This is a genomic window from Vibrio plantisponsor (assembly GCF_013041605.1).
GTDB classification, from domain to species: domain Bacteria; phylum Pseudomonadota; class Gammaproteobacteria; order Enterobacterales; family Vibrionaceae; genus Vibrio; species Vibrio plantisponsor.
On the sequence record NZ_JABEQC010000002.1, the window covers coordinates 308,236 to 333,506 of the forward strand.

Consider the following 25,271-nt stretch of genomic DNA (forward strand, 5'->3'; position numbering starts at 1 on the left):
CATTAAGTGGGTGCAGTGTAATGTTCCAAGTTGGTGCGTTCTGTGAAGCTACTCGCATAACTATCTGAGCGCTGACGCTTGCATTCACCAACATATAAATTCTTAAACAAGATCACATAAATTTTGCGACACAATTATTGGTTTAACGAAAGGCATAAAAACGAATGAATCTTCCTTCCAGTATCGTAGCAACGCCACTAGAGACCATGACGTTTCCACTGCATGGAGCGCGTTTGATAGAAGCTTCTGCGGGTACAGGTAAAACCTTCACCATTGCTGGGCTCTATTTGCGCCTGTTGTTGGGACATGGAAGTGAAGAAACTCGCCGTCAAGTACCTTTAACCGTAGAGCAAATCTTAGTGGTGACCTTTACTGAAGCGGCAACCGCTGAACTACGCGACCGTATTCGAGCGCGTATTCATGATGCCCGCTTAGCCTTCTCTCGGGGTCACAGCGATGACCCCGTGATTGAACCTTTACTCAACGATTTTGCGGATCACGCTTACGCAGCCAAGCTTCTGCTGGATGCTGAACGTCAGATGGATGAAGCGGCGGTTTATACCATTCATGGTTTCTGTCAACGAATGCTGACGCAAAATGCTTTTGAATCAGGCAGCCGCTTTAACAATGAATTTGTCACCGATGAAAGCCATCTGAAAGCACAAGTCGTCGCTGACTACTGGCGTCGTCAGTTCTATCCTTTGCCATTAAATTTGGTGGCCGAAGTTCGACGCTTGTGGTCTTCCCCCGCAGCACTGTTAGAAAAAATTGGTGGCTATTTATCGGGTATTCCATTGTCACTGACCACTCCTATGATGGACGGCGATCTGGCGGAGCTGCATAAAAGCAATCTGCTGAAAATTGATGCTATCAAGAAGCAATGGCTTGCGGCGCTGGAGGATATTGAGCCAAGTATTACTGGCTCAGATCTGCATAAAAACTCTCAAAATGCATTATTGAGACGTATCGAGAGTCTGACTCAGTGGGCGAGTTCAGCCACTCATGATTTGCTGGTGCCTGAAGCGTTATTTGAGTTTGCTCAAAGCAAACTGGCAGAGAAATCTAAGAAAGGTAATCCGCCTCAACTTGAGGTTTTTAACGTTATTGAACAGTTCTTAGCAGAGCCAATAACGATTGAAGCACCTTTAGTTGCGCACGCCATTCATCATTGCCGCACTATGTTGGCGAAAGCCAAAGCGAGCAAACAGTGGTTGTCGTTTGATGATCTGTTGAGTCAACTGTCTGCGTCTATCGATGGCGATGAGCAAGGCTTGCTAGCAGAGCGCATTCGCCATCTTTATCCGGTGGCAATGATCGATGAATTCCAAGATACCGATCCGCTGCAATACAGTATTTTTAGCCGCATTTATCTGAACAATCCGGAGTGTGGCTTGTTTATGATCGGTGACCCTAAACAGGCGATTTACGCCTTCCGCGGCGCGGACATTTTTACCTACATTAAAGCGCGTAATCAGGTTGCTGCTCATTACACCTTGGGAACCAACTGGCGTTCAAGCGCCGATATGGTAGAGGCGGTTAACCAAGTATTTGAGCTGGCTGACAGCCCGTTTATTTATGATGCTGATATTCCTTTCTTGCCTGTTAAACCAAACCCGTACGCCGCTAAAAAAGAGTGGCTGTTAAACGGCGAGAAACAACCCGCATTGACTTATTGGTTGCAAGAAACGGAAGCTTCGCCAGTTACCAAAGGCAGTTATTTGGATGTTATGGCGCAGGCTACAGCGAGCCAGATTCAAACCATTTTAACGGCGGCGCAGCAAGGTCAGGCCCACTTTAGGAGTGGCAAAGACAAAGTGATTCAAGCGGGTGACATTGCCGTATTGGTTCGCACGGGGAATGAAGGGCGAATGATTAAAGAAGCACTGGCGAAACAAGGTATTGCCAGTGTGTATCTGTCTAACCGTGATAGCGTGTTTACCAGTTCAATTGCTCAAGATATTCAACGTTTACTTCAAGCTGTGCTTACTCCTGAAAATGACCGAGCGCTACGCGCGGCTTTAGCATCGCCATTGTTTGCGCTGAATTCGAAGCAGCTTGATGCACTCAATAACGATGAAAACGAGTGGGAAAAAGCCGTTAACGAGTTTAAGCAGTACCGACAGCTTTGGCTTGAGCGTGGCGTGCTGCCAATGCTTCGATCTGTTTTAAGCCTGCGTCATATTGCAGAACGTTGGCTGGAAGAGCCAGATGGAGAGCGAAATCTTACCGATTTCATGCACATCAGCGAACTGTTGCAACAAGCCACTCAAGATATCGATAGTGACCACGGCTTGTTACGTTGGTTGGCTCAAACGATCACCGATGCCGAGCAAGGCATGGGGGGTAATGACGAAGCGATTCAACGTTTGGAGTCAGAAAGAAATCTGGTGCAGATCGTCACCATCCACAAATCCAAAGGTTTGGAATATGAGTTGGTGTTTTTGCCGTTTGTGGTCAGCTATCGAGAAGCGAGCGAAGGTAAGTTTTACGACACTGCCAGCGGTGAAACTCTGCTGGATATCACTGGTGATAAACAGGCTCTGCAACAGGCAGACAAAGAACGTTTAGCGGAAGATTTGCGTTTGATTTATGTGGCATTAACCCGCTCGGTTTATGGATGTTTTATCGGTGTTGCCCCTCTGCGTAATGGGCGCTCAACCAAAGAGCCTACGGGTGTTCATCACAGCGCTATCGGTTATCTGCTGCAAAACGGGCAGGAAGGGGGGATTGATCTCCTGACCCAGTCCGTTCAAACCCATGCAAAACACTTATCTTCTGTCTTAGTTACTTCGCCTCCAGAAGCATATGACACCGTATTTACGCCGTCAGAACAAACACTACCAGCTCTTAAAGCCAGGGAGCTGCAAAGTGAGATTGACCGTTTTTGGCGTATTACCAGTTACTCGGGTTTGGTGAAGCAGGGCAGCCATCAAAAAGAACATGACGCAACAATTGAGATTGCGGGTTTCGATGTGGATTCTGCGGATGAACACGATGACCTGACAGAGACGGAAATAGAACGAACTATTTTCACTTTTCCGCGAGGTGCGCGCCCCGGTACTTTCTTGCACACCGTGTTTGAAGAGGTTGAGTTCACTGAATCTGCAACCAGCGAGCACAACACAAAAATCATCAGTCATCTGCTGGAATTAGAACAGTTAGAGATGGAATGGTTACCAGTGATCCAAAAGCTGGTGGACGATGTGTTGGCGACTCCGCTAGATGGTAAAAAGTTACTGCTTAACCAAAAACAGCCTCATCAGAGATTGGTTGAGATGGAATTTTTGTTGCCAATTGAAGTGCTCACCGCACCAGCTTTAAACCGTGTGATTCAACGCCATGATCCTCTTTCTGCCAAAGCTGGTGATCTGGGGTTCTACACCGTTCAGGGTATGCTGAAAGGCTTTATCGACTTAGTGTTTGAACATGAAGGCAAATACTATGTTCTGGACTGGAAATCGAATCATTTAGGCAATGAAGTTGAGGCTTACCACAGTGAACGCTTGGCTTCAGCAATGGCAGAACACAGATACGATCTGCAATATCAGTTGTATGCATTAGCGCTGCACCGTTTTTTACAAAGTCGCTTAGCGGACTATGACTACAACAAACACTTCGGTGGTGTTTACTATCTGTTCCTGCGCGGTATGAATGGCAAAGCGCAGCACGGTATTTTCAATGCAAAACCAAGCCAAGCAATGTTAGAAGAACTGGATTTATTAATACAAGGTAAAGAGCCGGATGAACGCACAAACTCTGCTGGGCAAATGGAGCTAGGATTATGAGCACACAAGCATTGGATGTGTTAGCGCGTTTGGCTAAGCAGGGCAGTATTCGCCAGCTTGACTACCAGTTTGCTCGTTTTGTCGCTTCGCTTTTGTCTGGCGACGAGTTGAGTGCAGAGGAAAAAAGTGCCTTTCTTTTACTGGTGGCAGCTGTCAGTGCGGAACTGGGTAAAGGCAATATTTGTCTAGCTCTGTGGGACAGTCACGGCAGCAGCGTTGATCTGTCCGCTAAACTGGGGTTGTATGGCGAAGCGGCTTTAGCGGTGAATCCTCTTTGGGTAAATGCGGATTGGAATCGAATTCTGCCAAACTCAAAGCTGGTTGGCTTGCAAGGGGAAGCTGTTCCGCTGATGTTTGATGGGCAGAGACTCTATTTGCATCGTTACTGGCATTATGAAGTCACTCTGGCACACAGATTACAGAGCTTTGGGTCACCGATGATCTTAAAGCCTACTGATGTACAAAAGCCTATTCAAGCTCAAAAGCTCAGGGAGCTGCTCGATGTATTATTTGAACGCGACTACCGCTTTCTTTTTAAAGCCTTGAAAAGCAGTGAGACTTCTCAGGTCAGTCGTCAGCGAATGGTGTGTGATTTCCTTGATGTGGTCGACGATGGCCAACTGAACTGGACTGCAATCGATGCCGTGCTAACCAGCGTTCAGCGAATGGAAGATCTTCAACCGCTGAATACGCTCGTTCCAGCAAGCAGTTGTTTAAACTGGCAGAAAGTAGCAGCAGCAGTGGCTTTGACACGTCGCTTTGCAGTCATTTCCGGAGGACCGGGAACCGGTAAAACTACAACAGTCACCAAATTGCTCGCAGCTTTAATTCGCCAATCGCAGCAGCAAGGTCATACACCGAATATTAAGTTGGTCGCACCAACAGGTAAGGCGGCCGCTCGTTTAACTGAATCTATCGGTAAAGCGGTAGAAAGTTTAGCTGTAGAGCCGGACTTAAAGTCCGCAATTCCAACCACATCCAGTACCATTCATCGCCTGCTTGGTGCCATTCCGGGCAGCGCTGAGTTTCGTCATCACAACAAGAACCCGCTGCACTTAGATGTGCTGGTGGTGGATGAAGCTTCCATGGTGGATCTCTCCATGATGGTCAAACTGGTCGATGCACTGCCTAGCCATGCACGTTTGATTTTACTTGGTGATAAAGACCAGCTTGCTTCCGTTGAAGCGGGCGCAGTGTTGGGTGATATCTGCTCATTTATTGATAACGGATACAGCGCCGCGCAAGGCAAGTTGCTCTCTGAACTGACCGGCTTCCACACCTTGGGCAATTCAGTTTCATCTACCCACTCCAAGACTTCGCACAGCAGCGTTGCAGATAGCTTGTGTATGCTGCAAAAAAGCTACCGTTTTGATGCCCGATCCGGTATTGGACAATTGGCGAAAGCGATAAACAGCGGCAGAGCCGCGAAGGTGGATGAAGTCTGGAATCAAGATTTCTCGGATATTAACCACTACCCGTTAAGCAGCGACAACTATAACCAGATGATCAAATCTTTGGTGGACGCTTATTCTGTTTATCTTCAACGAGCAGGTAAGCGTAACAAAGCTGATGTCATAACTGATGCTGTTGAAAGCTTGCAGCTTGAAACGATGGCAAGTGAAGCCAAAGCAGTATTAAAAGCATTCAGTCAAAGTCGTTTACTGTGTGCAGTGCGCGAAGGTGACTTTGGTGTGCTGGGGCTGAATCATCGTATTGAACGTGCTTTGGCGGCGCGTAATTTGATCAAGACTCAACAGGAGCTTTGGTATCACGGTCGCCCTGTAATGGTGACACTGAACGATCACGCCCTGGGTTTGTATAACGGTGATATAGGCATATGTATGCGAGATGAAGAGGATGCCGAGCAAAGATTGAAGGTCTATTTCGAGCTTCCTGATGGTAGCGTAAAAGCTGTATTGCCAAGCCGAGTTCCTCAACATGAAACCGCGTTTGCCATGACGATTCATAAATCACAGGGTAGTGAGTTTGAATTCACTGCGATGATTTTGCCGCCAGAGTACAGTCCGATAGTGACGCGTGAACTGATCTATACAGGTATCACCCGAGCGAAAGAGCGTCTGGCTTTGTATTGTGATATCGGTGTGCTGAAACGAGGTATTCAGTTTAAGACTGAACGAGCGAGTGGATTGGTTGAACGCTTAAAAGGGTAACTTCACGGTTCTGGTTGAGACAATGAGTCGTTACTAATGTTTAGTTAATAAGTACGTAGGCAGAGATTCTGGCAACCTTCCTTGGCTGCCTAGCGAATCCACAAAAGGTGTTAGCAAACAGCTTTTGAAAAAGTGATATTGCGGATCTTATAGCGCGTTTGTGAGCCTAAGATAAAGCTTTTTAGGTAGTCACTGACGGGAAACACGCAATGTACATCTAGACCTTCTAGGAAGTTATGATCTGCCATATCCCAGAAGCTTTGTAGCGAATTACAAATTACGGTTTTCATATAAATTAGTTTGCTCTTCAATAAGTTATTTATCGTTGAAGCAATCCGTGCTCTCCCTAAGTTAAGCCCTTAGGTAGAATTCCAACTCAATGCAATAAGGTGATCTATGTCACGAGTGGCGAGATTTTACACAGCTCTGTGCTGTATGAAAAGTGATTAATTAATGAACATCTAAAATACAAATTAATATACTAATTATTCAATCAATAGCAGATATAAATATTGCATCTGCTATTGATTGATTATGTTTATGTGACTAAAGCTTAAGAATGAGTATTTTTGAGCGACGTTGATAGTTGTAAAGCTGACGTTTTGACATTGGCAGTGCATCGACACCGTACTCGATGAACCCCTGTTCTCTGAACCAGTGCAAGCTGTGGGTTGTTAATACAAATAACTTATTTATATTCATCAACTTAGCTTGTTGCTTCATATGGCGAAGCAGTAAAGCCCCACGGTCGCCATCGCGGTATTCGGTGTGAATAGCCACACACGCCATCTCAGCCATATCCTCTTCTGGATAAGGATAAAGTGCTGCACAGCCAATGATCAGACCATCTTTTTCAATAATGGTGAATTTGTGAACCTCTTGCTCTAATTGCTCACGTGAACGACGCACCAATATGCCTTGTTCTTCCAGTGGGCGAATCAGATCAAAAATACCGCCGATATCATCGATTTGTGCCTGGCGAAGTTGCTCGGTACTTGCTTTTACAATTTGTGTACCGATACCATCAAAAGAAAACAGTTCTTGGATTAACGCACCGTCTTCCTTGTAGCTGACCAAATGGCTACGAGGAACGCCAGCTCGGCAAGCGGCTACGGCTGCTTTTAAGAAACGCAGGGTTCCCGACCTCTCCTCACCATTGGAATTATCTTCAGCTTCCATTTTCTCAATCAGGTTATTCACTTCAGCAGGGTACAGTTCTGCAATCGAATTACCTTCGCTGTCCATGATGCCTTGTTCAGAACAGAAGCCGATCAGCTTTTCAGCTTTTAATCTTATCGCAACTTGTGTCGCAACCTCTTCTGAGAGCAAGTTAAAACATTCGCCAGTGACTGAACTCGCAATTGGGCCTAGCAGGACAATCGAACCTTGGTCGAGCATACGGTTAATACCATCGATATCAATTCGACGAATTTTCCCGCTGTGGCAATAATCGACACCATCATCTATACCTAGTGGTTGAGAGATAACAAAATTTCCGCTGACCACATTGAGTTGTGTGCCAGCCATTGGCGTATTGTTTAGGCTCATTGAAAGGCGTGCGGTTATCGCGTGTTGAAGCTGACCTGCTGCTTGCATAACCAAGCCTAGCGCTTCTTCATCAGTGATTCGAATGCCTTTGTGATACGGAGTGGTGCGGTTGTTTGTCTCTAAAATCTGATTTATCTGTGGGCGTGCGCCGTGAACAAGCACTACTTTGACACCGAGACTATGTAGCAGAGCCAGATCACTAATAATATTCGCGAAATTTTTATCGGCAATCGCTTCACCGCCCACCATAACAACCATGGTTTTTCCACGGTGAGCATTAACATACGGAGCTGATTGTCTAAAGCCTTTAACAAGAGCGGTACTACGAATTTTCACTGATGGCACTCTTTATGTTTATGGTTGTTTAAATATGTCTGAATAATGACTTTTTATTCATCTGTGAGCAAGTGGTTTTTAGTAGGTTAACGCGACTATTTTTTGTAACGCTGTATTGGCAGTGTTGATTTAAATAAGTTCTAAGTAAGAGATACGATGCCTAAAGCAGCTAAATTAAATCGAGACCAAATGTTTAATAATTCACAACAAGACACTGCCGCGAATGGCAGTGGTGTGAAAAATAGAAAACGGTTGGAACTCTTCCTAATCTTACTCTTGGTTTTGGGAAGTATTGTAGCGGCGATTCTTTACGGAAATGTGATTGACCGAATAAAAAGCACCCTTGCGCCGAAACAAGAGATTTACGGAGTCTGGGTGGAGCAAGATGTGGCCTATTACTCAACTCGTAGGCTGGAAATTGGTCCTGATGGTATTACGATGGAAGGGCGTGTTTATACCACGCGGTACGATTTCGACGGACACTATTTAACCTTCGAGGTTGCGGGGCAGGAATACAAGTTTCAAATGACGAACCCTGAGAACACGGAAATGAAGCAGATAACCAGCGCTCATTACAAACCCATTTTCCGAATGTCAGGAAAAAACTAATTTAACAATTTCGCAATTGCGCTTCGGTAGTTAGTTTGTCATCCTTTCGGTCGAATTCAATATGGGATGCCTTCAGTGAACAAACGCCTTCTTTCTCTTGCCAGCTTAGCGCTTCTGTTTGGTTGTGCTCAACCGACCGACCGAGCGCAACAATACATAGACGAACCTTTTGCCAGAACACTGAATAAAGTGGATGTGGTGGAATCGAATAAACCGCGCGACTTTACTGAATTTGCCAAGCAAAGTGAGCAAGTGGTTGTCAATTCTCCTTCTATGGCTAAAACCTTTGGCCCTCTCTATGAGAAGCTCAACGAGTGGGTAATAGAAAGTGGCGATACTACTCAGCTATCTCAGTTTGGTATCCAGTCTGCTCAGTTAGGCGGCGGTGATAGTAAAGGCAATGTCTTGTTCACAGGGTATTTTTCTCCGGTGATAGAGCTGCGTCATACTCCTGACGAAACCTTTAAGTATCCCGTTCACAGCATGCCTAAGTGTGAAATTGAGTGTCCGACACGAGCGCAAATCTATGATGGCGCACTTGATGGACAAGGGCTTGAGCTAGGATATGCGGCAAACCGAATTGATCCTTTTATTATGGAAGTGCAGGGCAGTGGCTTTGTGCACTTTGGTGACGATGACACTTTAGAATACTTCGCTTATGCAGGTAAAAATAACAAGGCTTACATCAGCATTGGCAAAGTGCTGATTGAGCGAGGATTGGTTGAACGTGAAAAGATGTCGCTCAAAGCCATCAATGAGTGGGCGCACTCGAATGATGAAGCAACAGTGAAAGAGCTTCTGGAACAAAATCCTTCTTATGTCTTTTTCCAACCAAGAGCGGCTGCACCAGTAACGGGCACGGCAGGTATTCCTTTATTACCAATGGCATCGGTAGCGGGCGATCGCACTCTGTTTCCGATGGGCACACCTATTTTGGCTGAAGTGCCTTTGTTGAATGCGGATGGCACTTGGTCTGGCGCTCACCAATTACGTTTGCTGATTGTGTTAGACACAGGCGGCGCGGTAAAACAGAACCATCTCGACCTTTATCATGGTATGGGACCAAGAGCGGGTACTGAAGCTGGGCACTACAAACACTTTGGCCGAGTTTGGAAGTTAGGGCTTGAGAACTCGCCACTACAGGCGCCTTGGGCATTACCACCCGAAAAATTGGAATAACTTTTCAGCCTGCTAGTTATCGTCTGCCTGCAACGCCAACAAGTTTGGCGGAGTTTGGATGTGATGGTCTGGACATTTATATTAAGAGTGCGTATAAATCGCACTCTTTCTTTTTGAACCCTCTTTAATTTGGATTGTTGTCATGCGTGAACTCGATACTCCAGCCTCAGATAGCTATAACCAACGATTCGGCGGTACTCGTCGACTGTATGGCAATAGCGAAGTCGATATCCTGCGTGCAGCGCACGTATGTGTTATTGGTATTGGCGGTGTGGGTTCATGGGCTGTTGAAGCGCTGGCGAGAACAGGTATTGGTGAATTGACACTGATTGATATGGATGATGTTTGTGTGACCAACATTAACCGTCAAATTCATGCTATGTCTGGCACTGTTGGTCAGAGCAAAATTGAAGTGATGGCAGAACGCGTTAAGCTAATTAACCCTGAATGCAAAGTTAATTTGATTGATGATTTCATCACGCCTGACAACCAGCATGAGTATCTGACCAAAGATTATGACTATGTGCTGGATGCGATTGACAGTGTGAAGGCAAAAGCCTCTTTGCTTGCTTATTGTCGCAGCAACAAGATCAAAGTGATTACGATTGGCGGCGCTGGTGGTCAAACCGACCCTACGCAAATCAAAGTGGCCGATCTGACCAAAACCATTCAAGATCCTTTGGCGAAGAAGATTAAAGATCGTCTGCGTCAGCACCATAATTTCCCGACCAATCCGGCGCGTAAGTTTGGTATCGACTGTGTTTTCTCAACAGAACATCTCAAGTATCCACAAGTGGATGGTTCAGTCTGTGCGACCAAATCGACCGCAGAAGGTCCTAAACGTATGGATTGTGCGTCTGGTTTTGGTGCTGCTACCGTCGTTACCGCAACATTCGGTTTTGTTGCCGTTGCGCGTATCGTAGAAAAAATCATTCAGAAACACAGTAAGTAATCACTGGAGTATTGTTCATGACTGCTTTTCCGACTTCACCTTTTGGCACAGAAATCACCAGCGAAGATATAGTGCAGACCATGCAACAGTTTAAAGGCTGGGAAGACCGCTACCGTCAGGTGATTCAGTGGGGCAAAAAGCTACCTGTGATGCCAGAGGAAATGAAAAGCGAACAAGTAACGGTTTCGGGATGTGAAAGCTTAGTCTGGTTGGTTAGCCAGCAAGAAAATGGTATCTGGCATTTCTGCGCTGATTCCGATGCACGTATCGTTCGTGGACTGATTGCCCTAGTGATGGCCGCTTTTGAAGGTAAAACGTCTCAACAGATCCAAGATTTTGATGTGGATGGATATTTCGAACAGCTCGGACTCATCACGCATTTGAGTCCTTCCAGAGGGAATGGGTTGAAGGCTATCATCGATAAAGTAAAAGAGATCGCTGTTTAGGTTTCATTTATTGATAGCCACTGTCGTGGCTATGTGACTTTTTTCTACAGGCAAAAAACTCACCAAAAAGCCCGTTTGCCGATATTCCTCTCTTTCATCCAATTTCCACTCTGTTTCGAGCTACCGTGTTGAAGGCCACATCCTGTGTCCGTCAACACTTTGCCAGACGTCCTGTCTGGCAATAGCTGAACATAGTTCCAATTGAATGGAGGAATAAGGCAAAGAAACAGCTAAAAGCGGTGGACTTACAGTATGTCTACAGCTTTTTCGATAGCTGCAATTAAGCGTTCGACATCCTCATCTGTATTGTAGATGCCAAACGAAATTCGCACTGTCCCTTTTACACCAAACGCTTCCATTAAAGGGTGAGCACAATGGTGTCCGGCACGAACAGCGATTCCCTGTTGATCTAACAACGTTGCCAAATCCTGATGATGAACACCATCCATAACAATACTTAAAACACTGGCATTGCTTTGGTAGCCCAATACGCGAATGTCTTCGATAGCACTTAACGCCTGATAAGTTTTGTGTTGGAGCTGATGAATATGATCTTCGATGGCATTTCTATCAAAGCTTTCATACCAGTCAATTGCACAGCTTAAAGCAATCGCTCCGGCTACGTTTGGAGTACCCGCTTCAAATTTGCCAGGTAAGCCTGAGAAAGTGGTGCCAGAGAACGACACTTTCTCGACCATTTTTCCGCCACCGTGCCAAGGTGGCATCGCCTCTAGCAGATCTAGCTTTCCGTAAAGGACCCCAATACCCGCAGGAGCATAGAGTTTGTGGCCAGAGAATACGTAGAAATCCGCGTCTAATGCAGAGACATCCACTTTTTCATGCACTATGCCTTGAGCGCCATCGACAACGACAACCGCCCCTTTATCGTGAGCTGCTTGAATCACTTCCTCAATCGGTTGACGGCAGCCAGTCACGTTCGTGATATGAGCTAATGCGACGATCTTGGTGTTGGTGGTCAGCAACTGATGAAACGTCGCTAAATCGAATTCGCCATCTTGCGTCATTGGTACTTTTACAATCGTCGCACCCGTTTGCTGGGCGACGATTTGCCAAGGCACGATATTCGCGTGATGTTCCATCTCACTAATCAGTATTTCATCACCGACCTTGAGCGTATTTCTTGCGTAAGTTTGAGCGATAAGATTGAGCGCTTCAGTCGCGCCGCGAATCCAGATAATACTCTTACTGCTCTTCGCACCAATAAATTGAGCGACATTATCTCTTGCTGCTTCAAACTGGCTGGTGGCGTGCGCGGTTAAGCTATGACTGCCGCGATGCACATTGGCATTCTGCGCGCTGTAGTAATGAGTAATCGCATCAATGACGACTTGAGGTTTCTGAGTGGTTGCCGCGCTATCGAGATACACCAAGGGTTCATTATTGACGTTCTGAGACAGGGCTGGAAATTGCGCACGAATGTCGTTGATATCCAGCATTTATGCCTCACCGTATTTTTCATAGTTCAGCTGTGGCACTGGAACCATTGGCAGTGCAATTTCTCGAGCCAACGCTTTGCCAGAAAGCAGCGCAATAATCTCAATAGAAAACTCTAACGCTGAACCTGGCCCCTGGCTGGTGAGAAGGTTGTTGTTCACATCGTAAGTGACGCGACGGTTGCGCCATAAATCTTCAGGAATATGGTCTTTAAAATTCGGGTGGCCTGTCATTAACGCACCTGGGAAAAGATCATGATGAATTAGAACGACTGCCGGCGCAGCGCAGATAGCAGCAACTAGGCGTCCGTCGTATTTTTGTTGCTTGATGATTTCAACCAAAACGGTGCTGTCACGGAAGTTCTCGGAGCCTTGTACGCCGCCCGGTAGAACAACAGCGTCGAACTCTTCATCTGCGATATCAACCAACTTGCAGTCGGCTGTTAAGGTCACGCCACGAGACGCCTTCATGGTGAGTTTGCCTTCAAAATCGGCACTCGCAACCACGACCTGATAGCCAGCACGTACCAGAATATCAATGATGGTTACCGCTTCCATTTCCTCCGTACCCGGAGCGATAGGAACAAGTATGCGTTTAGTCATGATGTTTTCCGTTTTTTTCTAATAATTGGATTTGCTTATACAACTCACTATTGGCTGGCACTTCTATGCCATGTTGTTGAGCCTTACGTACAAGGTAGCCTGTAATGAAGTCTATCTCGGTTTGACGACGATAGAAAATATCTTGATGCATTGATGATTTATTCGCTGCTGTGGCGCGAATGACATTGTCGATGGTGGTTGTCAGTTGGTTCCTGTCGACGGGAATCTCTTCTGCTTGCATCACACACACTAACTCGTCAATTACAGCGTCCAGTGTTGGACGAAACTTCTCTTCTGCTAGTGCACCATTCAGACATTGGTGAATGGCTGTCAGGGGATTGATTGCGCAGTTGATGGCTAATTTATTCCACAGAGCAAACCGTATATTCGAGTTCCACGATACTGTCGGTAAAGCGTGGTTCAACACGTCAACCAGAAAGGTACACTGGCTGCCCTTTTCGTTGAAAGCGCCAAGCTGAGTTTGGCCAATTCCCGTGTGTTTTACATGATGAGCGTCGACTTTAAGTGCGCCGTGGGTCGTGGTGGCGATGACAACCGGATATTCGAATATCAGCTCTACGATGTTATCTACAGCACCCATACCATTGTGCATAAAAAGCAAAATGGCATCTTTGTTTACATGGGGTTGGAGTGGAGTTATGGCGGCTTCAACCTGCCATGCTTTTACTGTGATCAGTAAAAGATCCGCATCGATAAGAGTCTGTGGTTGGTTATAGCTAAATAGAATTTCAGGGGAATCATCTGCTGCCAACATCCATTGTTGGTTTTGTTTAGTGCCCCACAAGGAAACCTTGTGTCCAGCCTGATGCAGCTTATACGCCCATAGGCTGCCAATTGCACCCGGACCAACAATGACGATATTCATATTTCCCTAAAACCACCGCTAAATAATCTCTGCGGCTAAGGATAATGAGCAGGACTGGGAAAGCAATAAAAAAGGCGCCAATCGGCGCCTTTCGAGCAATTTAGACTTCAAATATTAGAATTTGTAAGTTGCTGAGATGTAGTGACCAAAGCCAGTTGTTTTACCAGCCCAACCGCCGTCTTTTAGGCCGTAGACATCTTTGTAGCCTTTAAGACCGTAACCTAGAGCGAAGCGGTCTGAGTGCCAGTAGATACCGTTGAACATAGCACCACCATTTGTCGTGTTAAGTTCTTTAATATCGTCATTCATACCAAATTGGTAATCAATGTAACCTTGGTAAGAAATAAATGAACCGTTTTCAAAGAAGAAGAAAGGCTTAAACCAGTTCACAGAGATTTGGTAACCGTTCCAGTCTTTCTTGTTAGAGTCGTAAGTACCGTACAGGTTCAAGCCCATTTTACCGAACCAAGGAACCATAACATCAGAACCTAGACCAACTTTCTGAGAGTTTGTCGTCTCACCTTCTAGACAAACACTTTTATCGTCGTTGCAGTTTGTCGCACCGCCACCGCCCCATTCCATTAGCGTTGCTAGGTATAGCTCTTGAACTGGACCAAAAGATAGGTCTGTTCCTGTTACTGCGTCTAGAGACATACGAGGCGCGAACTTCATAAAGATTTTATCAGCGCCGTCTTTGTCGCTACCTGGGTTACTTGTAAGGTTGAAAACGTCAACATAACCGTAAAGATCGAAGATTCCTGAACGACCACCAAACTCCATTTCTAAGTAGTCATGACCTGTATCAGAAGAGCGAGGTAATTCGTTAAAAGCACCCATTAAGTTGAACTGTAGGAACTTGTAATCGTTTTTGTGGATATCGCCATCAGAGTAATCAGCAGCCATAACTGGAGCAGAAGTTGCTGCTAATAGGCCAAGAGTAAGAAGTGATTTACGCATAAGGGTAACTCTCTATGTTTTGTATCAATTCAGGAGCGGCTTGATTACCGCCTGTCCAATTTGGGTGCATGATAGCGATTTAAATCTCAATTGAAAGTGAGAAAAGTTGCAAAAGTGGATAAACATTGTGAGTTAGATCTAATTAATTTAAATAAAAAATGAACTAAATTTGTATTTCATTTTTTTGCATTTTTTATGTGATTTTTATCACTTAAATTTTTTCAATTGTTGTTTTTGAAGCAGATCGATTAACCAACATGTTTTGTTAATAAAGCTTGGAAGATGATGTGTTGCTAAATATTCAGTTGGTTTATGGTTGGTATTAAACTTGTTTTGTAAGCCTTGTTTTATATGAGTGTTGGCGTTTTTCGTTTGTCTTTTTGGCCGAGTTTATTAGGCATTTTTTGTGCTCAATCTAGGAAGGAAATGAAAGAGTTTCTTTGTTCATTTAAAAATAATTTGTGCAAGTTATTTTTATTAAATATGTTGGTTTAATCTTTTTATACAGTGGCTTATGTCAAAGTTAGAAATGAACCCATTGGGTGCTATCAGATTAATAAAACGCTATTTCAGTGTATGATGTTGGCACTGGTTATCAATGAAGGAATACCATGGCGGAGCCGATAGATAAGAAAACCTTTCTTACCATCTTTACCACAGTTTTTTTGCCGATGTTTTTGGCGGCTATCGATCAAACACTGTTAGCAACCGCAACACCCGTTATGGTCAGAGATCTGGGTAATATTCAGCTTTCATCTTGGATTGCAATTGGTTATATGCTTGCGGGTGCGGCTTCCGTACCTGTGTATGGTTGGCTTGGTGATCAGTATGGTCGTAAAAAGATGCTGATGATTGCGCTCTGCATTTTTGCCTTTGGTTCTGTGGTTTGCGCGTTAGCAGTGAGTATGCACGGTTTAGTGTTTGGCCGAATTGTTCAGGGGCTAGGGAGTGGCGGCTTAATGAGCCTGTCTCAAGCTTTGATTAGTGAATATGTTCCGCCTAGACAAAGAGCCAAGTTCCAAGGTTATTTTGCCTCTTTGTTTGCTTTATCCAGTATCTGTGGCCCTGTGCTTGGCGGCGTTGTGGTGACCTATCTAACTTGGCATTGGTTGTTTTGGTTTAACTTACCCCTAATTGGATTTGCACTGTATCGTTTAGCAAAACTGGAACAAGTGAGCCGTAAAGCCGAGAAAAAGCCGATAGATTTCTTTGGATTAATACTATTTCCAAGCATGATGACTGCGATTATTTATTGGTTGTCTGCTGGTGGGCATTACTTCCCGTGGGACTCTTCAACCAGTTTAACGCTTCTCGCTACTTTCGCTGTCTTGCTAGTTGTGTTTGTTGTGCAACAAAAAAGGGTTTCTCACTCGTTTCTTCCTTTGCGGCTATTAGTGCAAAAAGAAATCTATATTCCACTGACTTCCACCTTCTTATTTGCAGCGTGCTTGTTTTCATTGGTGTTCTTCTTACCGATTTATCTTCAGGTGGGTCTTAATACTTCCGCAGCGACTGCTGGACTACTGTTGATGCCGTTGTCTGCGGGTATGATTAGTGGTTCTTATATTACAGGTAAGGTTATCGCCAAAACGGGTATCCCTAAATGGATGCCGGTGATGGGCATGTCGTTAAGCTGTCTGGCATTTTTCTCATTGGCGATGTTTGATTTCGGGCCTTATATTGTGAGTTTATTTGGTTGCTTATGTGGTTTGGGATTCGGAACGGTTATGCCGTCGACTCAACTGCAAATTCAGACCATTGCTGGAAAAGAAAATCTAGGCCGAATCACATCAATGGGGTCGCTAAGCCGTTCTGTCGGAGCCTCTGTGGGTACTGCGGTGTTTGGCACATTGATTTACTCACTGATTCCGAACTTCAGTGCAGAAGGCTCACTCAGTGAGTTACTCAATACACCGCAGCCTGTGATTTCTAATGCTTTCCAGACGGGTTTCTTGCTCGCAGGGACTCTTGCTCTTATCTGTGCGGTGAATGCCGCAAGAGCACCGCGCATTCATTTAGATGACTACGAATAAATGCCCAAGAGTAAGAAATGCAAATAAAAAGGGCCTGCTTCTAGAAGCAGGCCAAATACCCTGTGGAGCAGGGAGAGGGTAAGGTCTCGGGGGGTAGGACCTATCGGGTCTGGCGACATCAAGTAAGTGTCGACCTAAAGCAGCTAAGCCCTACACTTACGCTGCTAAATCTTCATTGCTGTTCAGGTGCAATAGACGACAAACGTTCACGCTGCCGACACCTTCAACAGATTCCAATTGCGTCACCAACAGAGATGAGATCTGTTTTTCACTCGCTTGTGTTGAAAGATGATCAACCAATTGTTTAGCCAGAATCTCGGCATTTTTCTCAATGTTGGTCATGTAGACCGGAGTGACACCACGCAAAATAGCTAACTTGCTCAGCAGATCTGGCTTGTCTGACACCGCCCAAATGGTCGCCTGACTTTGGCATCTCGACATCAGCAGTGGCGTTTCACCGTGCTGAGTAATAATCGCAACGCCAAGATCTTTATGCACTTTTGAAGCTGAAATCATGGAAGAGAGCGCGAAGCTTTTTCCTGCGTCGTTGCACAAGTGTTGCAGCTTGTCCCAGCAGTCTTGAGCGCATGAGCTTTGCTCTTCGGCGCCAGTGGCGATTCTTACCATCGCCTCAACCGCTTCAACCGGATATAAACCAGCAGCAGATTCGGCTGACAACATAATTGCGTCGGTACCGTCGATGACTGCGTTTGCAACATCAAGCACTTCGGCACGCGTCGGTAGTGGATTCTCAATCATCGACTCCATCATTTGCGTAGCGGTAATAACAGGTTTACCTAAATGTTTGGAGCGAGTGATCAGCGCTTTTTGCACATTCGGCAGACGAGCATCACCGATTTCAACGCCAAGATCGCCGCGAGCCACCATAATCACATCAGAGGCGTGAATGATGTCATCCATTGCTTCAACACTGCTCACTACCTCTGCACGTTCCACTTTCGCAACGATTTGAGCGTGACAACCAGCTTTCACCGCCAGCTCACGGGCATAATCAATATCAGCGCCGTTTCTTGGGAAGGAAATCGCCAGAAAATCAGCTTTCAGTTTGGCTGCGGTAAGAATGTCTTGTTTATCTTTCTCAGTTAGTGCCGGAGCTGAAAGTCCGCCACCAAGTAAATTAATGCCTTTACGGTTAGACAGTTTGCCGTTGTTGATCACCTGAGTGATTACCAGCTCATCTTGTTTGTTCACTTCAAGCACTTTTAATTGGACACGACCGTCATCTAGCAAAAGGATGTCTTCACAATTGAGGTCTTGAATCAGCTGTGGGTAGTCCAGACCTACACGTTCTTGGTTTCCTGAGTTCGGCTCTAGCTGGCCATCCAGAATAAACTTGTCGCCCGCGGTCAGCTGAATGCTGCCTTGTTCAAAACAGGCAATGCGAATTTTAGGACCTTGCAGATCAACCAATACACCGACTGTGGTATTGAGCTCTTGGGCGATAGTGCGAACAAGCTCGGCGCGTTCAATGTGTTCTTCAGCACTACCGTGGGAGAAGTTGAGGCGGACAACGTTTACTCCAGCGCGGATAAGTTGAGTCAGTTTTTCTCTTGTTTGGCTAGCTGGGCCTAGAGTTGCGACAATTTTGGTCTTACACATAAAAGAATCCTATAACAAGGCAATAAAGATAGGGAAAAGAAGGGAAGAAGGAGCCGAACAGCTCCTTCTTATTCGCGATTAAACGCTTGGTGTTGCTTGGTATTTTTTGTTTTCTACTTCGTCAATATCGACGACTTTCTTCGCATTCCATACTGTCAGAGCTAGGAATACAGATACCACGCCAGCCGCCAACCAGAAGTACTGTGCATTACCGAAGTCGTAATGTTTCACGCCATCGATTTCTGTAATCTCGATCAGTGACGCTGAAATCAGTTCCTGTGCAGAAGCTGCGATGTAAGAACATAGACCGATCAGACCTTTTACAGCACCAACAGCGTTCTTAGGCATTAAGTCACAAGCGATTAGCCCCGCTAGGAAAACAACCAGACCACCGATAGAGAAACCGATCATGCTTAGTGCTACCGCATCCATAATGCGGTTGTCTGGGCCGAAGAACATCAGACACATACCAGCAATGTTTGCCAATCCGTACAGCAGGTTTGGAATGTTACGGTTACCTTTGAACACTTTGTCAGAAAGGATACCGGAAAGAATTGCACCAGCCAGACCCGCAGTCGGGTACATGGACATTGCAAAACCCGCGTCGATCAGTGAGTAGCCATTTGACTCTTGTAGGAACAGTACTGCCCAAGAAGACATTGCATAACGTGAGATGTACATCGCTGCACATGACGCTGCGATTAGCCATACAACAGGTTGTTTTAGAATGAACATCTGTGCACGACGAGTCTCTTTTGGATCTGAAGCTTTCTTAATTTCAGTGCCTTCGCCAAATGCAGTGCCTGGATCTGGCATACCGTAAGTTTGTGGACGGTCTTTCAGCAGTTTAAGCATGATGAGAGACGCTACGATTGCCGCAATACCAGCGCCGACGAAGCCTGCACGCCAGCCGAAATAGCTCACTAGAGATGCCGTTAAGATCCAAGTGATACCTTCACCGATGTTACGAGAACCACCCCAAATCGAGTAGCGGCTACCACGTTGTTTTGGTGAGAACCATTGGTACAGCGATACACATGAAGGAGCAGAGCCCACAGACTGGAACCAGCCGTTTAAGCCCCAAAGTAGGACAAAGAAGAAGGCTGTGGTGTTCATTCCCATGAAGATTGCGGTAGCACCTGATAGCAACAATGAAATCGACATGAATCGACCGATGTTGGCGTAATCAGATAAGAAACCGTTGAGGAATTTACCGAATGCATAGGTAAAGAAGAATGCAGAACCCATGATACCGAGTTCTTCAATCGACACTATGCCTGCATCAAGCATTGGCTTTTTCACCACACCAAGGCTCATACGTACTACATAAAAAACAGCGTAACCAAAAATTAGGCCTGAGAAGACCTGCCACTGATAACTCTTATAGAGTTTTTGCATCTTATCTTTTGGAAGTTCCAAGAGCGGTGCGTCAGGGCGAGTTTTAAAAAAATTGAACATAAAGTGCTCTCCGTTATTCACGACATCCAGACAGGGGGTGTTCGTTGGGAGCATCATTAAGCAAGCTGCCAAATGCCTCAAAAGCGGCGATTTGAGACAAAACTGACACGTTTGAGTCATTATTGCGGGTCAAAAATGGGAAATTGAAGCGCGGCAGTTGGCTATTTATTGATAAAATTCAAATCAAGTTGCGTCACAGTTGACCCAACCGACGAAGTAATTATTTTTTACCAATTGGCAGAGATTTGAGTGAACGCACAATTTTTAAGGTTTTTAGCATCCATAGGCCACTTACTTTCGATGATAAGTCGAACGGTTGTGCTGGGTATTGCTCTTCTTTACGCCTCATTGGCAAGCGCACAAGAAAAGGAACTGGTGATCCTAACCACGTTTTCACGTGAGCCTTTATTGCCTTTAATTGATGAGTTTTCCAAACAGTATCAAGACGTGGATGTGCAAGTGGTTCATCGCCGCGCCCAATCCAGTATTCAGATGCTGAGTAAAAGCTATATTCAAAATATTGACATCGTACTGAGCTCTTCTCCCTATCTGATGCAGCATCTAGCGGAAAACGGACGTTTAACCACATTACCGGAACGTTTTCAGGCTCCGGAGTGGTTGCGTCCATATATGCTGCCGCCAGCAGGGCAAGTGGTCACTATTGGTTATTCTGGCGCAGGGATTGTCTGGAATAGAGATTACTTGCAAACCCATCAGCTACCTAAACCGAAACAGTTTTCAGACCTTACTTCTCCGGTCTATTTTGGCCACTTAACCATGAGTACACCTGCGCGTTCTGGTACCACGCAGCTAATGGTGGAAAGTATTTTAGCCAAATATGGTTGGCAGGAAGGCTGGCGTTTACTGACCAATATCGGCGCTAACATGGCTACCATTTCTTCACGTAGCTTCGGTGTCAGTGATTATGTTGCCAAAGGACAATTCGGCATTGGCCCGACTATCGACAGCTATGCTCTGATACTTGAGCGTAAGTTTGACCACGTAGAATTTGCCTACGATGAGAGTTTTACTCTCATGCCGACCTATGTTGGCTTGGTCAAGCAGCAACACAATGATATTTATGCCAAGGCGTTTATTGATTTGCTGATGTCAAAAGCGGTTCAGACCAACATGGATTCGAACGACTTTGCCAAACATGGCCTAAGTGACAACTCCCTGTTTAATGACCGTTTCACGCGCCTATCTGTGGCAACCTTAATTCAACGCGAAGATTGCATGAATCTGCTGTTTGATTTGATGATTTCAAAACGGCTGCCAGCGCTGAAAGATACTTGGCTTTCACTGATTAACGCACGCAAACATTATCAAGATAACCCACAAGTATTGGCTCAAATTAAGCAGATTGAACAACAAATTTTCTCTGTCCCAATCAGTGAAAAAGAGTTAGATGCTGTGGTTAATCAGATATCCCCATTGGCAGACGTGAGTGATGACTCGCAGCAGGCCGCCAAAACAATGTTGCTGACAGAGCTCAGTCATTTGTGGAAGAAGCAAATCGATGCTAATCAGCAACAGGCCAATGAACAACTGAAGTCTCTGTTAAGAGTGACCACACCATGAGTCTGTCGAAGTATCACACCATAGGGTCAAAGTTACTGCTGGCGTTCAGTTGCAGCACTCTGATTGTCACGCTGGTCAGTGTCGTTAGCTGGTTTACCTGGAGTCGGCTCGATGATCAAATCACCGAAGTGTTAGATCAGAGTGTCCCCAAATACAACGCGAGTTATGTATTAGAAAGCCGCAGTTCTGAAATTCGCCGCAGAATACAGCAGTTAGGCAATGCAAAGAATAAAGTCATCCTTGATGAGCAGGTTGAAAAGCTGAATCAAGATCTGAGGATTATGGATAACGTATTGAATTCTTTAGAAGAGAATTCAGCACAGGTGAATCTTCATAATGGTTACTTGAAGCTTAAGAATATGAGCGAACAATACGGTTCGCTTGTGTCCCAGCGAATCGATGTAACACGCCAAATCGGCATGCTCGGCGAGCAGTTACAGTGGCTTTATCAGGATATGGAGATGGAGCTGGTTCCGTTGCGTCAGGAAATGCAGTGGCAGTTAGAACGCAAGAACAACGCCGAGCGAACCGAAGCCTTGTTCAACAAAATCAATCAGATTCAATCGTTAATCGATAGCGGCAGTCAGATGTACAATTTTGCTCGTGAACTGATTAATGCCACTCATCAACTTCAGGTCGATAACGGTATGAAGGTACTCCAGTATCGACTGGAAGAGTTACAAAGTGCCAGCCAGTCCATTTTTCAGCTTCCTGCCTCTATTGCGTATCAGCAGTTGTTAGGGGAGTGGAATGAACTCTTGCGGCTCAACGGACCTTATCATCAGAACCTGAGTTTGATGGTGGAGTTACATCAAGGGCTAGATGAGTTAGGAAGCCGCATTCAAGAGCAGCTCAATCATCAGCATTCGGATATCGCTACTCTGGTTTCCAATGCGGGCGAACTGTTTGTCTCAACTCAGAAAGAGACAACCCAGCTGATTCAGCATGGACATAGAGTTTTACTGGTGTTCTTTGGTCTGTCTATCTCAATGAGTCTGTTGCTTACCTACTATTTTGTTAACCGCCGCATTGTCGCGCGCCTGACCAATTTAAGTAACAGTTTAGATGCCATCATCAACAATGACCTGAGTCATCCAATTGAGGTGGATGGAAAAGACGAAATAGGCAACCTATGCGCGCAGTTGATCCAATACGGACAGAAAGTGGAAGAGATGGAACGAACCAATGCGCTGAGCCTTATCAACAATACTCAAGCCAGTTTAATTACCTGTAACTTGCATGGGGAAATTGAGTCTGCCAACCCAAGTGCGCAGGCAAGTCTGCAATTAGAGTCCGGTAAGGTGAAAAAGACGTTATGGCGCTGTTTCCCTGAAGATGTACAGCCAAGGCTTGAGGCTTTATTTAACCCTGATGATAAGTTGATTAAAAACGGCGCCGACAGTGTGACGCTGTCGTTAGGGTGCGAAGACAAACCTTATTATCTAAGGCTTTACTTGCGTAAGTTTAACCAAGGTCTTCACGATAAAGTCATTGTCACCATTACCGATGTGACCGATCAGGAACATGCGAACCGGCTGCTGGAAGAGCGCGTCAAAGAAAAAACACAGTCATTATTAGAGAATAATGAGCAGCTACAGGCAGAGATTGAAGAGCGCCAGCGAGCGGAAGCCTATTTGAAGAAAACCCAGAACGACCTGATTCAGGCGGCGAAAATGGCTGTCGTAGGCCAAACCATGACAAGTCTTGCGCATGAGTTAAACCAACCATTGAGTGCCATGTCGACCTACCTTTATACCGCAAGACTGGCGTTGGAACAGGCTGAAACGGGGCAAATTACGCAGTCGTTGAGTCAGATTGAAAGTCTGACTGAGCGCATGGGGAAAATCGTCAATAGCTTGCGCCACTTTGCACGCAGAAGCAGTAGCGACGAGCCATTGAAAGCCCTTAGTTTAAACTCGGTGGTGGAACAAGCGATGTTGCTGGTTCAAACCAAAGCCAAGCGTCAGCAGGTGGTTCTGAATAACGAACTACCTGAAACACTTTCCGTTATCGGCGAGACTCTGAGCCTTGAGCAAATACTGATTAACCTGCTGGTCAATGCCTGTGATGCGGCCAGTAGTCATCAGAACAAAGCGGTTTCTCTGGTGCTACTTTCCAGTGATGAAAAAATTCACCGCATTGCCATTACCGATAGTGGTTCTGGTTTTGAGCATGGAGTGGTTGGAAAGCTGTTTACTCCATTTACGACGACAAAAGAAGTTGGCCTAGGATTAGGGCTGAACATCTGTCAGTCACTGATCGAAAGAATGAATGGTCAAATTTATCTCGCTTCCAACTTAGATAAAGGGGCGATGGTTGTTTTGGAGTTACCTCATGACTAAAAGCACGGTTTTACTGATTGATGACGATCAGGATGTACTCGACTCCTACACTCATCTTATGTCGATAGCTGGAATCACATCAAAAGCACTGTTAAATCCGGAATCGGCACTGAGTTTGATTACACCAGATTGGAATGGTGTTGTGGTGTTGGACATGTATATGCCACAAATGCACGGCATGGATGTGCTAAAGGCGATCAAATCGATAGATGAGCGCATACCCGTCATAGTGATTACCGGACACGGCGATATTCCTATGGCGGTGGAAGCGGTGAAACTCGGAGCCTGTGACTTTTTGGAAAAACCGATCAATCCACCGCAACTGCTGGGCTTAATCAAACAACATATCGATCAGCGTCGTTATTTTATTGAGCAGAAACTGTCTTTAACCCGCAGTGTGAAAAAGGAACTGGTAGGCAAGTCAGCACAGATTGAGCGTATTCGTTCCCACATTGCCCAATACGCGATGTTGAACAATCACGTTGTGATCTGTGGTGAATCCGGAGTAGGGCGTCACACTATTGCTTATCTGATACATCAGTTGTCGAGTTCTGCCAAAGCAAAGCCTATTGCCGAGCTGGCTATCAGCAACAAAACTACGATTGAATTGCTCGACGATAAACTCAAAGAGAGTTCGGGAGGCTGCCTGTTGCTGGATAACATTGAGCAGATGAGCGATGAGATGCAGCGCCATTTGATTCAAGTGTTGCTCAATCAGGAGCGATTAAATATCCCTCGCACACGTATCATTGCCATTTTGGGCGCGGAATCTGAACAACTGATTGCCAACAACCATCTGCTTCCAGAACTTTACTACCTTCTGAATCAAGGAGTGATTGAAGTTCCTTTGCTCAAGCAGCGGCCGGATGATATTGCTGCTCTATTTCATTATTTCCTCAAACAAAGCTGCAACAAGCTGGGGAAATCGTTACCCGCGGTCGAGTCCAGTTATTTATCCCTGCTCAGAGCCCATGATTGGCCGGGCAATGTTCGCGAACTGCGTAATGTGGCTGAGTTGTACGCGATTGGCATTGTTAAGTTGACGGGGAAAGACAGAGTTTATAATCAGGTCGAAATGACCTCGCCTTTGGATGAGCTGGTGGATGATTACGAAAAACAGATCATTGAAGATGCTCTCTTCCTTTACTCTGGGCGAGTCGCCGAAGCGGCAAACTATCTGCAAATTCCGCGCAAGAAGCTTTATCTAAGAATGAAGAAACACGGCATTGAAAAAGATGAGTACAAATCTCGTGGCTAGTGACGAGCAATTGGCAAGGCTAAGAAGATATCTTTCATAGGATGCAAAAGAGG

18 protein-coding genes are annotated in these 25,271 nt (G+C 45.5%); 10 read left to right on the top strand and 8 right to left on the bottom strand.

What is annotated here, in order from left to right; genetic code table 11:
* Nucleotides 1-164 precede the first annotated feature (164 nt).
* Complete coding sequence (recB, locus tag HKI82_RS04760) at nucleotides 165-3,785, top strand: exodeoxyribonuclease V subunit beta (RefSeq protein ID WP_171137345.1); 3,621 nt, start codon at nucleotides 165-167, stop codon at nucleotides 3,783-3,785.
* Complete coding sequence (gene recD, locus HKI82_RS04765; RefSeq protein WP_171137346.1) at nucleotides 3,782-5,956, top strand: exodeoxyribonuclease V subunit alpha; 2,175 nt, start codon at nucleotides 3,782-3,784, stop codon at nucleotides 5,954-5,956. Before recB ends, recD begins: the two co-directional genes overlap by 4 nt.
* A 110-nt stretch (nucleotides 5,957-6,066) precedes the next feature.
* On the opposite strand, the gene HKI82_RS04770 is transcribed toward recD, so the two are convergent.
* Both HKI82_RS04770 and argA read right to left on the bottom strand, forming a co-directional pair.
* The gene (locus tag HKI82_RS04770; protein WP_081878637.1) at nucleotides 6,067-6,246 is read right to left on the bottom strand and encodes a hypothetical protein; all 180 of its coding nucleotides are present in this window, start codon (nucleotides 6,244-6,246) and stop codon (nucleotides 6,067-6,069) included.
* Nucleotides 6,247-6,502: 256 nt separating this feature from the next.
* Entirely contained in the window at nucleotides 6,503-7,840 is a 1,338-nt protein-coding gene (gene argA / locus HKI82_RS04775) for an amino-acid N-acetyltransferase (RefSeq protein ID WP_102954371.1), read from the bottom strand.
* A 189-nt stretch (nucleotides 7,841-8,029) separates the two neighbouring features.
* Between argA and HKI82_RS04780 the strand changes: the two genes are divergently transcribed.
* The 4 genes from HKI82_RS04780 to csdE all read left to right on the top strand — a co-directional run bounded on the left by HKI82_RS04780 (nucleotide 8,030) and on the right by csdE (nucleotide 11,026).
* Complete coding sequence (locus HKI82_RS04780; protein WP_171137347.1) at nucleotides 8,030-8,449, top strand: DUF2850 domain-containing protein; 420 nt, start codon at nucleotides 8,030-8,032, stop codon at nucleotides 8,447-8,449.
* A gap of 75 nt (nucleotides 8,450-8,524) precedes the next feature.
* Complete coding sequence (mltA, locus tag HKI82_RS04785) at nucleotides 8,525-9,628, top strand: murein transglycosylase A (protein ID WP_102940405.1); 1,104 nt, start codon at nucleotides 8,525-8,527, stop codon at nucleotides 9,626-9,628.
* 142 nt (nucleotides 9,629-9,770) lie between these two features.
* Nucleotides 9,771-10,580 (top strand): tRNA cyclic N6-threonylcarbamoyladenosine(37) synthase TcdA, encoded by an 810-nt coding sequence (gene tcdA, locus HKI82_RS04790; protein WP_171137348.1) that lies wholly within the window; start codon nucleotides 9,771-9,773, stop codon nucleotides 10,578-10,580.
* Nucleotides 10,581-10,597: 17 nt separating this feature from the next.
* Nucleotides 10,598-11,026 carry a cysteine desulfurase sulfur acceptor subunit CsdE gene (gene csdE / locus HKI82_RS04795; protein WP_102940403.1) on the top strand — a complete coding sequence of 143 codons (429 nt, stop codon included), beginning with the start codon at nucleotides 10,598-10,600 and terminating at the stop codon, nucleotides 11,024-11,026.
* 245 nt (nucleotides 11,027-11,271) lie between these two features.
* Here csdE and csdA read toward each other — a convergent pair whose 3' ends face one another.
* The 4 genes from csdA to HKI82_RS04815 form a co-directional block, all read right to left on the bottom strand.
* The gene (gene csdA / locus HKI82_RS04800) at nucleotides 11,272-12,483 is read right to left on the bottom strand and encodes a cysteine desulfurase CsdA (protein WP_171137349.1); all 1,212 of its coding nucleotides are present in this window, start codon (nucleotides 12,481-12,483) and stop codon (nucleotides 11,272-11,274) included.
* Nucleotides 12,484-13,083 (bottom strand): DJ-1 family glyoxalase III, encoded by a 600-nt coding sequence (locus tag HKI82_RS04805; protein WP_102940401.1) that lies wholly within the window; start codon nucleotides 13,081-13,083, stop codon nucleotides 12,484-12,486.
* Entirely contained in the window at nucleotides 13,076-13,969 is an 894-nt protein-coding gene (panE, locus tag HKI82_RS04810) for a 2-dehydropantoate 2-reductase (protein ID WP_171137350.1), read from the bottom strand. The genes HKI82_RS04805 and panE overlap by 8 nt, the downstream gene beginning before the upstream one ends.
* 114 nt (nucleotides 13,970-14,083) lie before the next feature.
* Nucleotides 14,084-14,926 carry a nucleoside-specific channel-forming Tsx family protein gene (locus HKI82_RS04815; protein ID WP_042480233.1) on the bottom strand — a complete coding sequence of 281 codons (843 nt, stop codon included), beginning with the start codon at nucleotides 14,924-14,926 and terminating at the stop codon, nucleotides 14,084-14,086.
* Between the two features lie 611 nt (nucleotides 14,927-15,537).
* Here HKI82_RS04815 and HKI82_RS04820 point away from each other — a divergent pair.
* A complete protein-coding gene (locus HKI82_RS04820) occupies nucleotides 15,538-16,959 on the top strand; it encodes an MDR family MFS transporter (protein ID WP_171137351.1) in 1,422 nt (473 codons plus the stop codon).
* Between the two features lie 156 nt (nucleotides 16,960-17,115).
* Here HKI82_RS04820 and pyk read toward each other — a convergent pair whose 3' ends face one another.
* Together pyk and HKI82_RS04830 are read right to left on the bottom strand one after the other, a co-directional pair.
* On the bottom strand, nucleotides 17,116-18,579 hold the full coding sequence (gene pyk / locus HKI82_RS04825; RefSeq protein WP_171137352.1) for a pyruvate kinase: 1,464 nt from the start codon (nucleotides 18,577-18,579) through the stop codon (nucleotides 17,116-17,118).
* Nucleotides 18,580-18,657: 78 nt separating this feature from the next.
* Nucleotides 18,658-20,037, bottom strand: coding sequence for an MFS transporter (locus tag HKI82_RS04830; protein WP_171137353.1), 1,380 nt, complete (start codon nucleotides 20,035-20,037; stop codon nucleotides 18,658-18,660).
* Nucleotides 20,038-20,337: 300 nt separating this feature from the next.
* Here HKI82_RS04830 and HKI82_RS04835 point away from each other — a divergent pair, with 300 nt between their 5' ends.
* From HKI82_RS04835 to HKI82_RS04845, 3 genes are read left to right on the top strand one after another with little or no spacing between them, the layout of a single operon-like run.
* Complete coding sequence (locus tag HKI82_RS04835) at nucleotides 20,338-21,618, top strand: ABC transporter substrate-binding protein (protein WP_171137354.1); 1,281 nt, start codon at nucleotides 20,338-20,340, stop codon at nucleotides 21,616-21,618.
* The gene (locus tag HKI82_RS04840) at nucleotides 21,615-23,960 is read left to right on the top strand and encodes an ATP-binding protein (protein ID WP_171137355.1); all 2,346 of its coding nucleotides are present in this window, start codon (nucleotides 21,615-21,617) and stop codon (nucleotides 23,958-23,960) included. The genes HKI82_RS04835 and HKI82_RS04840 overlap by 4 nt, the downstream gene beginning before the upstream one ends.
* Nucleotides 23,953-25,218 carry a sigma-54-dependent transcriptional regulator gene (locus HKI82_RS04845; protein WP_171137356.1) on the top strand — a complete coding sequence of 422 codons (1,266 nt, stop codon included), beginning with the start codon at nucleotides 23,953-23,955 and terminating at the stop codon, nucleotides 25,216-25,218. The genes HKI82_RS04840 and HKI82_RS04845 overlap by 8 nt, the downstream gene beginning before the upstream one ends.
* Nucleotides 25,219-25,271 lie beyond the last annotated feature (53 nt).

What these genes read in the sequence shown, in the direction of transcription:
- HKI82_RS04835 (WP_171137354.1), top strand. Translation starts at nt 20,338, where the DNA reads ATGATAAGTCGAACGGTTGTGCTGGGTATTGCTCTTCTTTACGCCTCA.
- HKI82_RS04830 (WP_171137353.1), bottom strand. Translation starts at nt 20,037, where the DNA reads ATGTTCAATTTTTTTAAAACTCGCCCTGACGCACCGCTCTTGGAACTT.
- HKI82_RS04770 (WP_081878637.1), bottom strand. Translation starts at nt 6,246, where the DNA reads ATGAAAACCGTAATTTGTAATTCGCTACAAAGCTTCTGGGATATGGCA.
- recB (WP_171137345.1), top strand. Translation starts at nt 165, where the DNA reads ATGAATCTTCCTTCCAGTATCGTAGCAACGCCACTAGAGACCATGACG.
- HKI82_RS04820 (WP_171137351.1), top strand. Translation starts at nt 15,538, where the DNA reads ATGGCGGAGCCGATAGATAAGAAAACCTTTCTTACCATCTTTACCACA.
- HKI82_RS04815 (WP_042480233.1), bottom strand. Translation starts at nt 14,926, where the DNA reads ATGCGTAAATCACTTCTTACTCTTGGCCTATTAGCAGCAACTTCTGCT.
- HKI82_RS04845 (WP_171137356.1), top strand. Translation starts at nt 23,953, where the DNA reads ATGACTAAAAGCACGGTTTTACTGATTGATGACGATCAGGATGTACTC.
- csdA (WP_171137349.1), bottom strand. Translation starts at nt 12,483, where the DNA reads ATGCTGGATATCAACGACATTCGTGCGCAATTTCCAGCCCTGTCTCAG.
- HKI82_RS04780 (WP_171137347.1), top strand. Translation starts at nt 8,030, where the DNA reads ATGTTTAATAATTCACAACAAGACACTGCCGCGAATGGCAGTGGTGTG.
- csdE (WP_102940403.1), top strand. Translation starts at nt 10,598, where the DNA reads ATGACTGCTTTTCCGACTTCACCTTTTGGCACAGAAATCACCAGCGAA.
- panE (WP_171137350.1), bottom strand. Translation starts at nt 13,969, where the DNA reads ATGAATATCGTCATTGTTGGTCCGGGTGCAATTGGCAGCCTATGGGCG.
- recD (WP_171137346.1), top strand. Translation starts at nt 3,782, where the DNA reads ATGAGCACACAAGCATTGGATGTGTTAGCGCGTTTGGCTAAGCAGGGC.
- HKI82_RS04805 (WP_102940401.1), bottom strand. Translation starts at nt 13,083, where the DNA reads ATGACTAAACGCATACTTGTTCCTATCGCTCCGGGTACGGAGGAAATG.
- HKI82_RS04840 (WP_171137355.1), top strand. Translation starts at nt 21,615, where the DNA reads ATGAGTCTGTCGAAGTATCACACCATAGGGTCAAAGTTACTGCTGGCG.
- tcdA (WP_171137348.1), top strand. Translation starts at nt 9,771, where the DNA reads ATGCGTGAACTCGATACTCCAGCCTCAGATAGCTATAACCAACGATTC.
- pyk (WP_171137352.1), bottom strand. Translation starts at nt 18,579, where the DNA reads ATGTGTAAGACCAAAATTGTCGCAACTCTAGGCCCAGCTAGCCAAACA.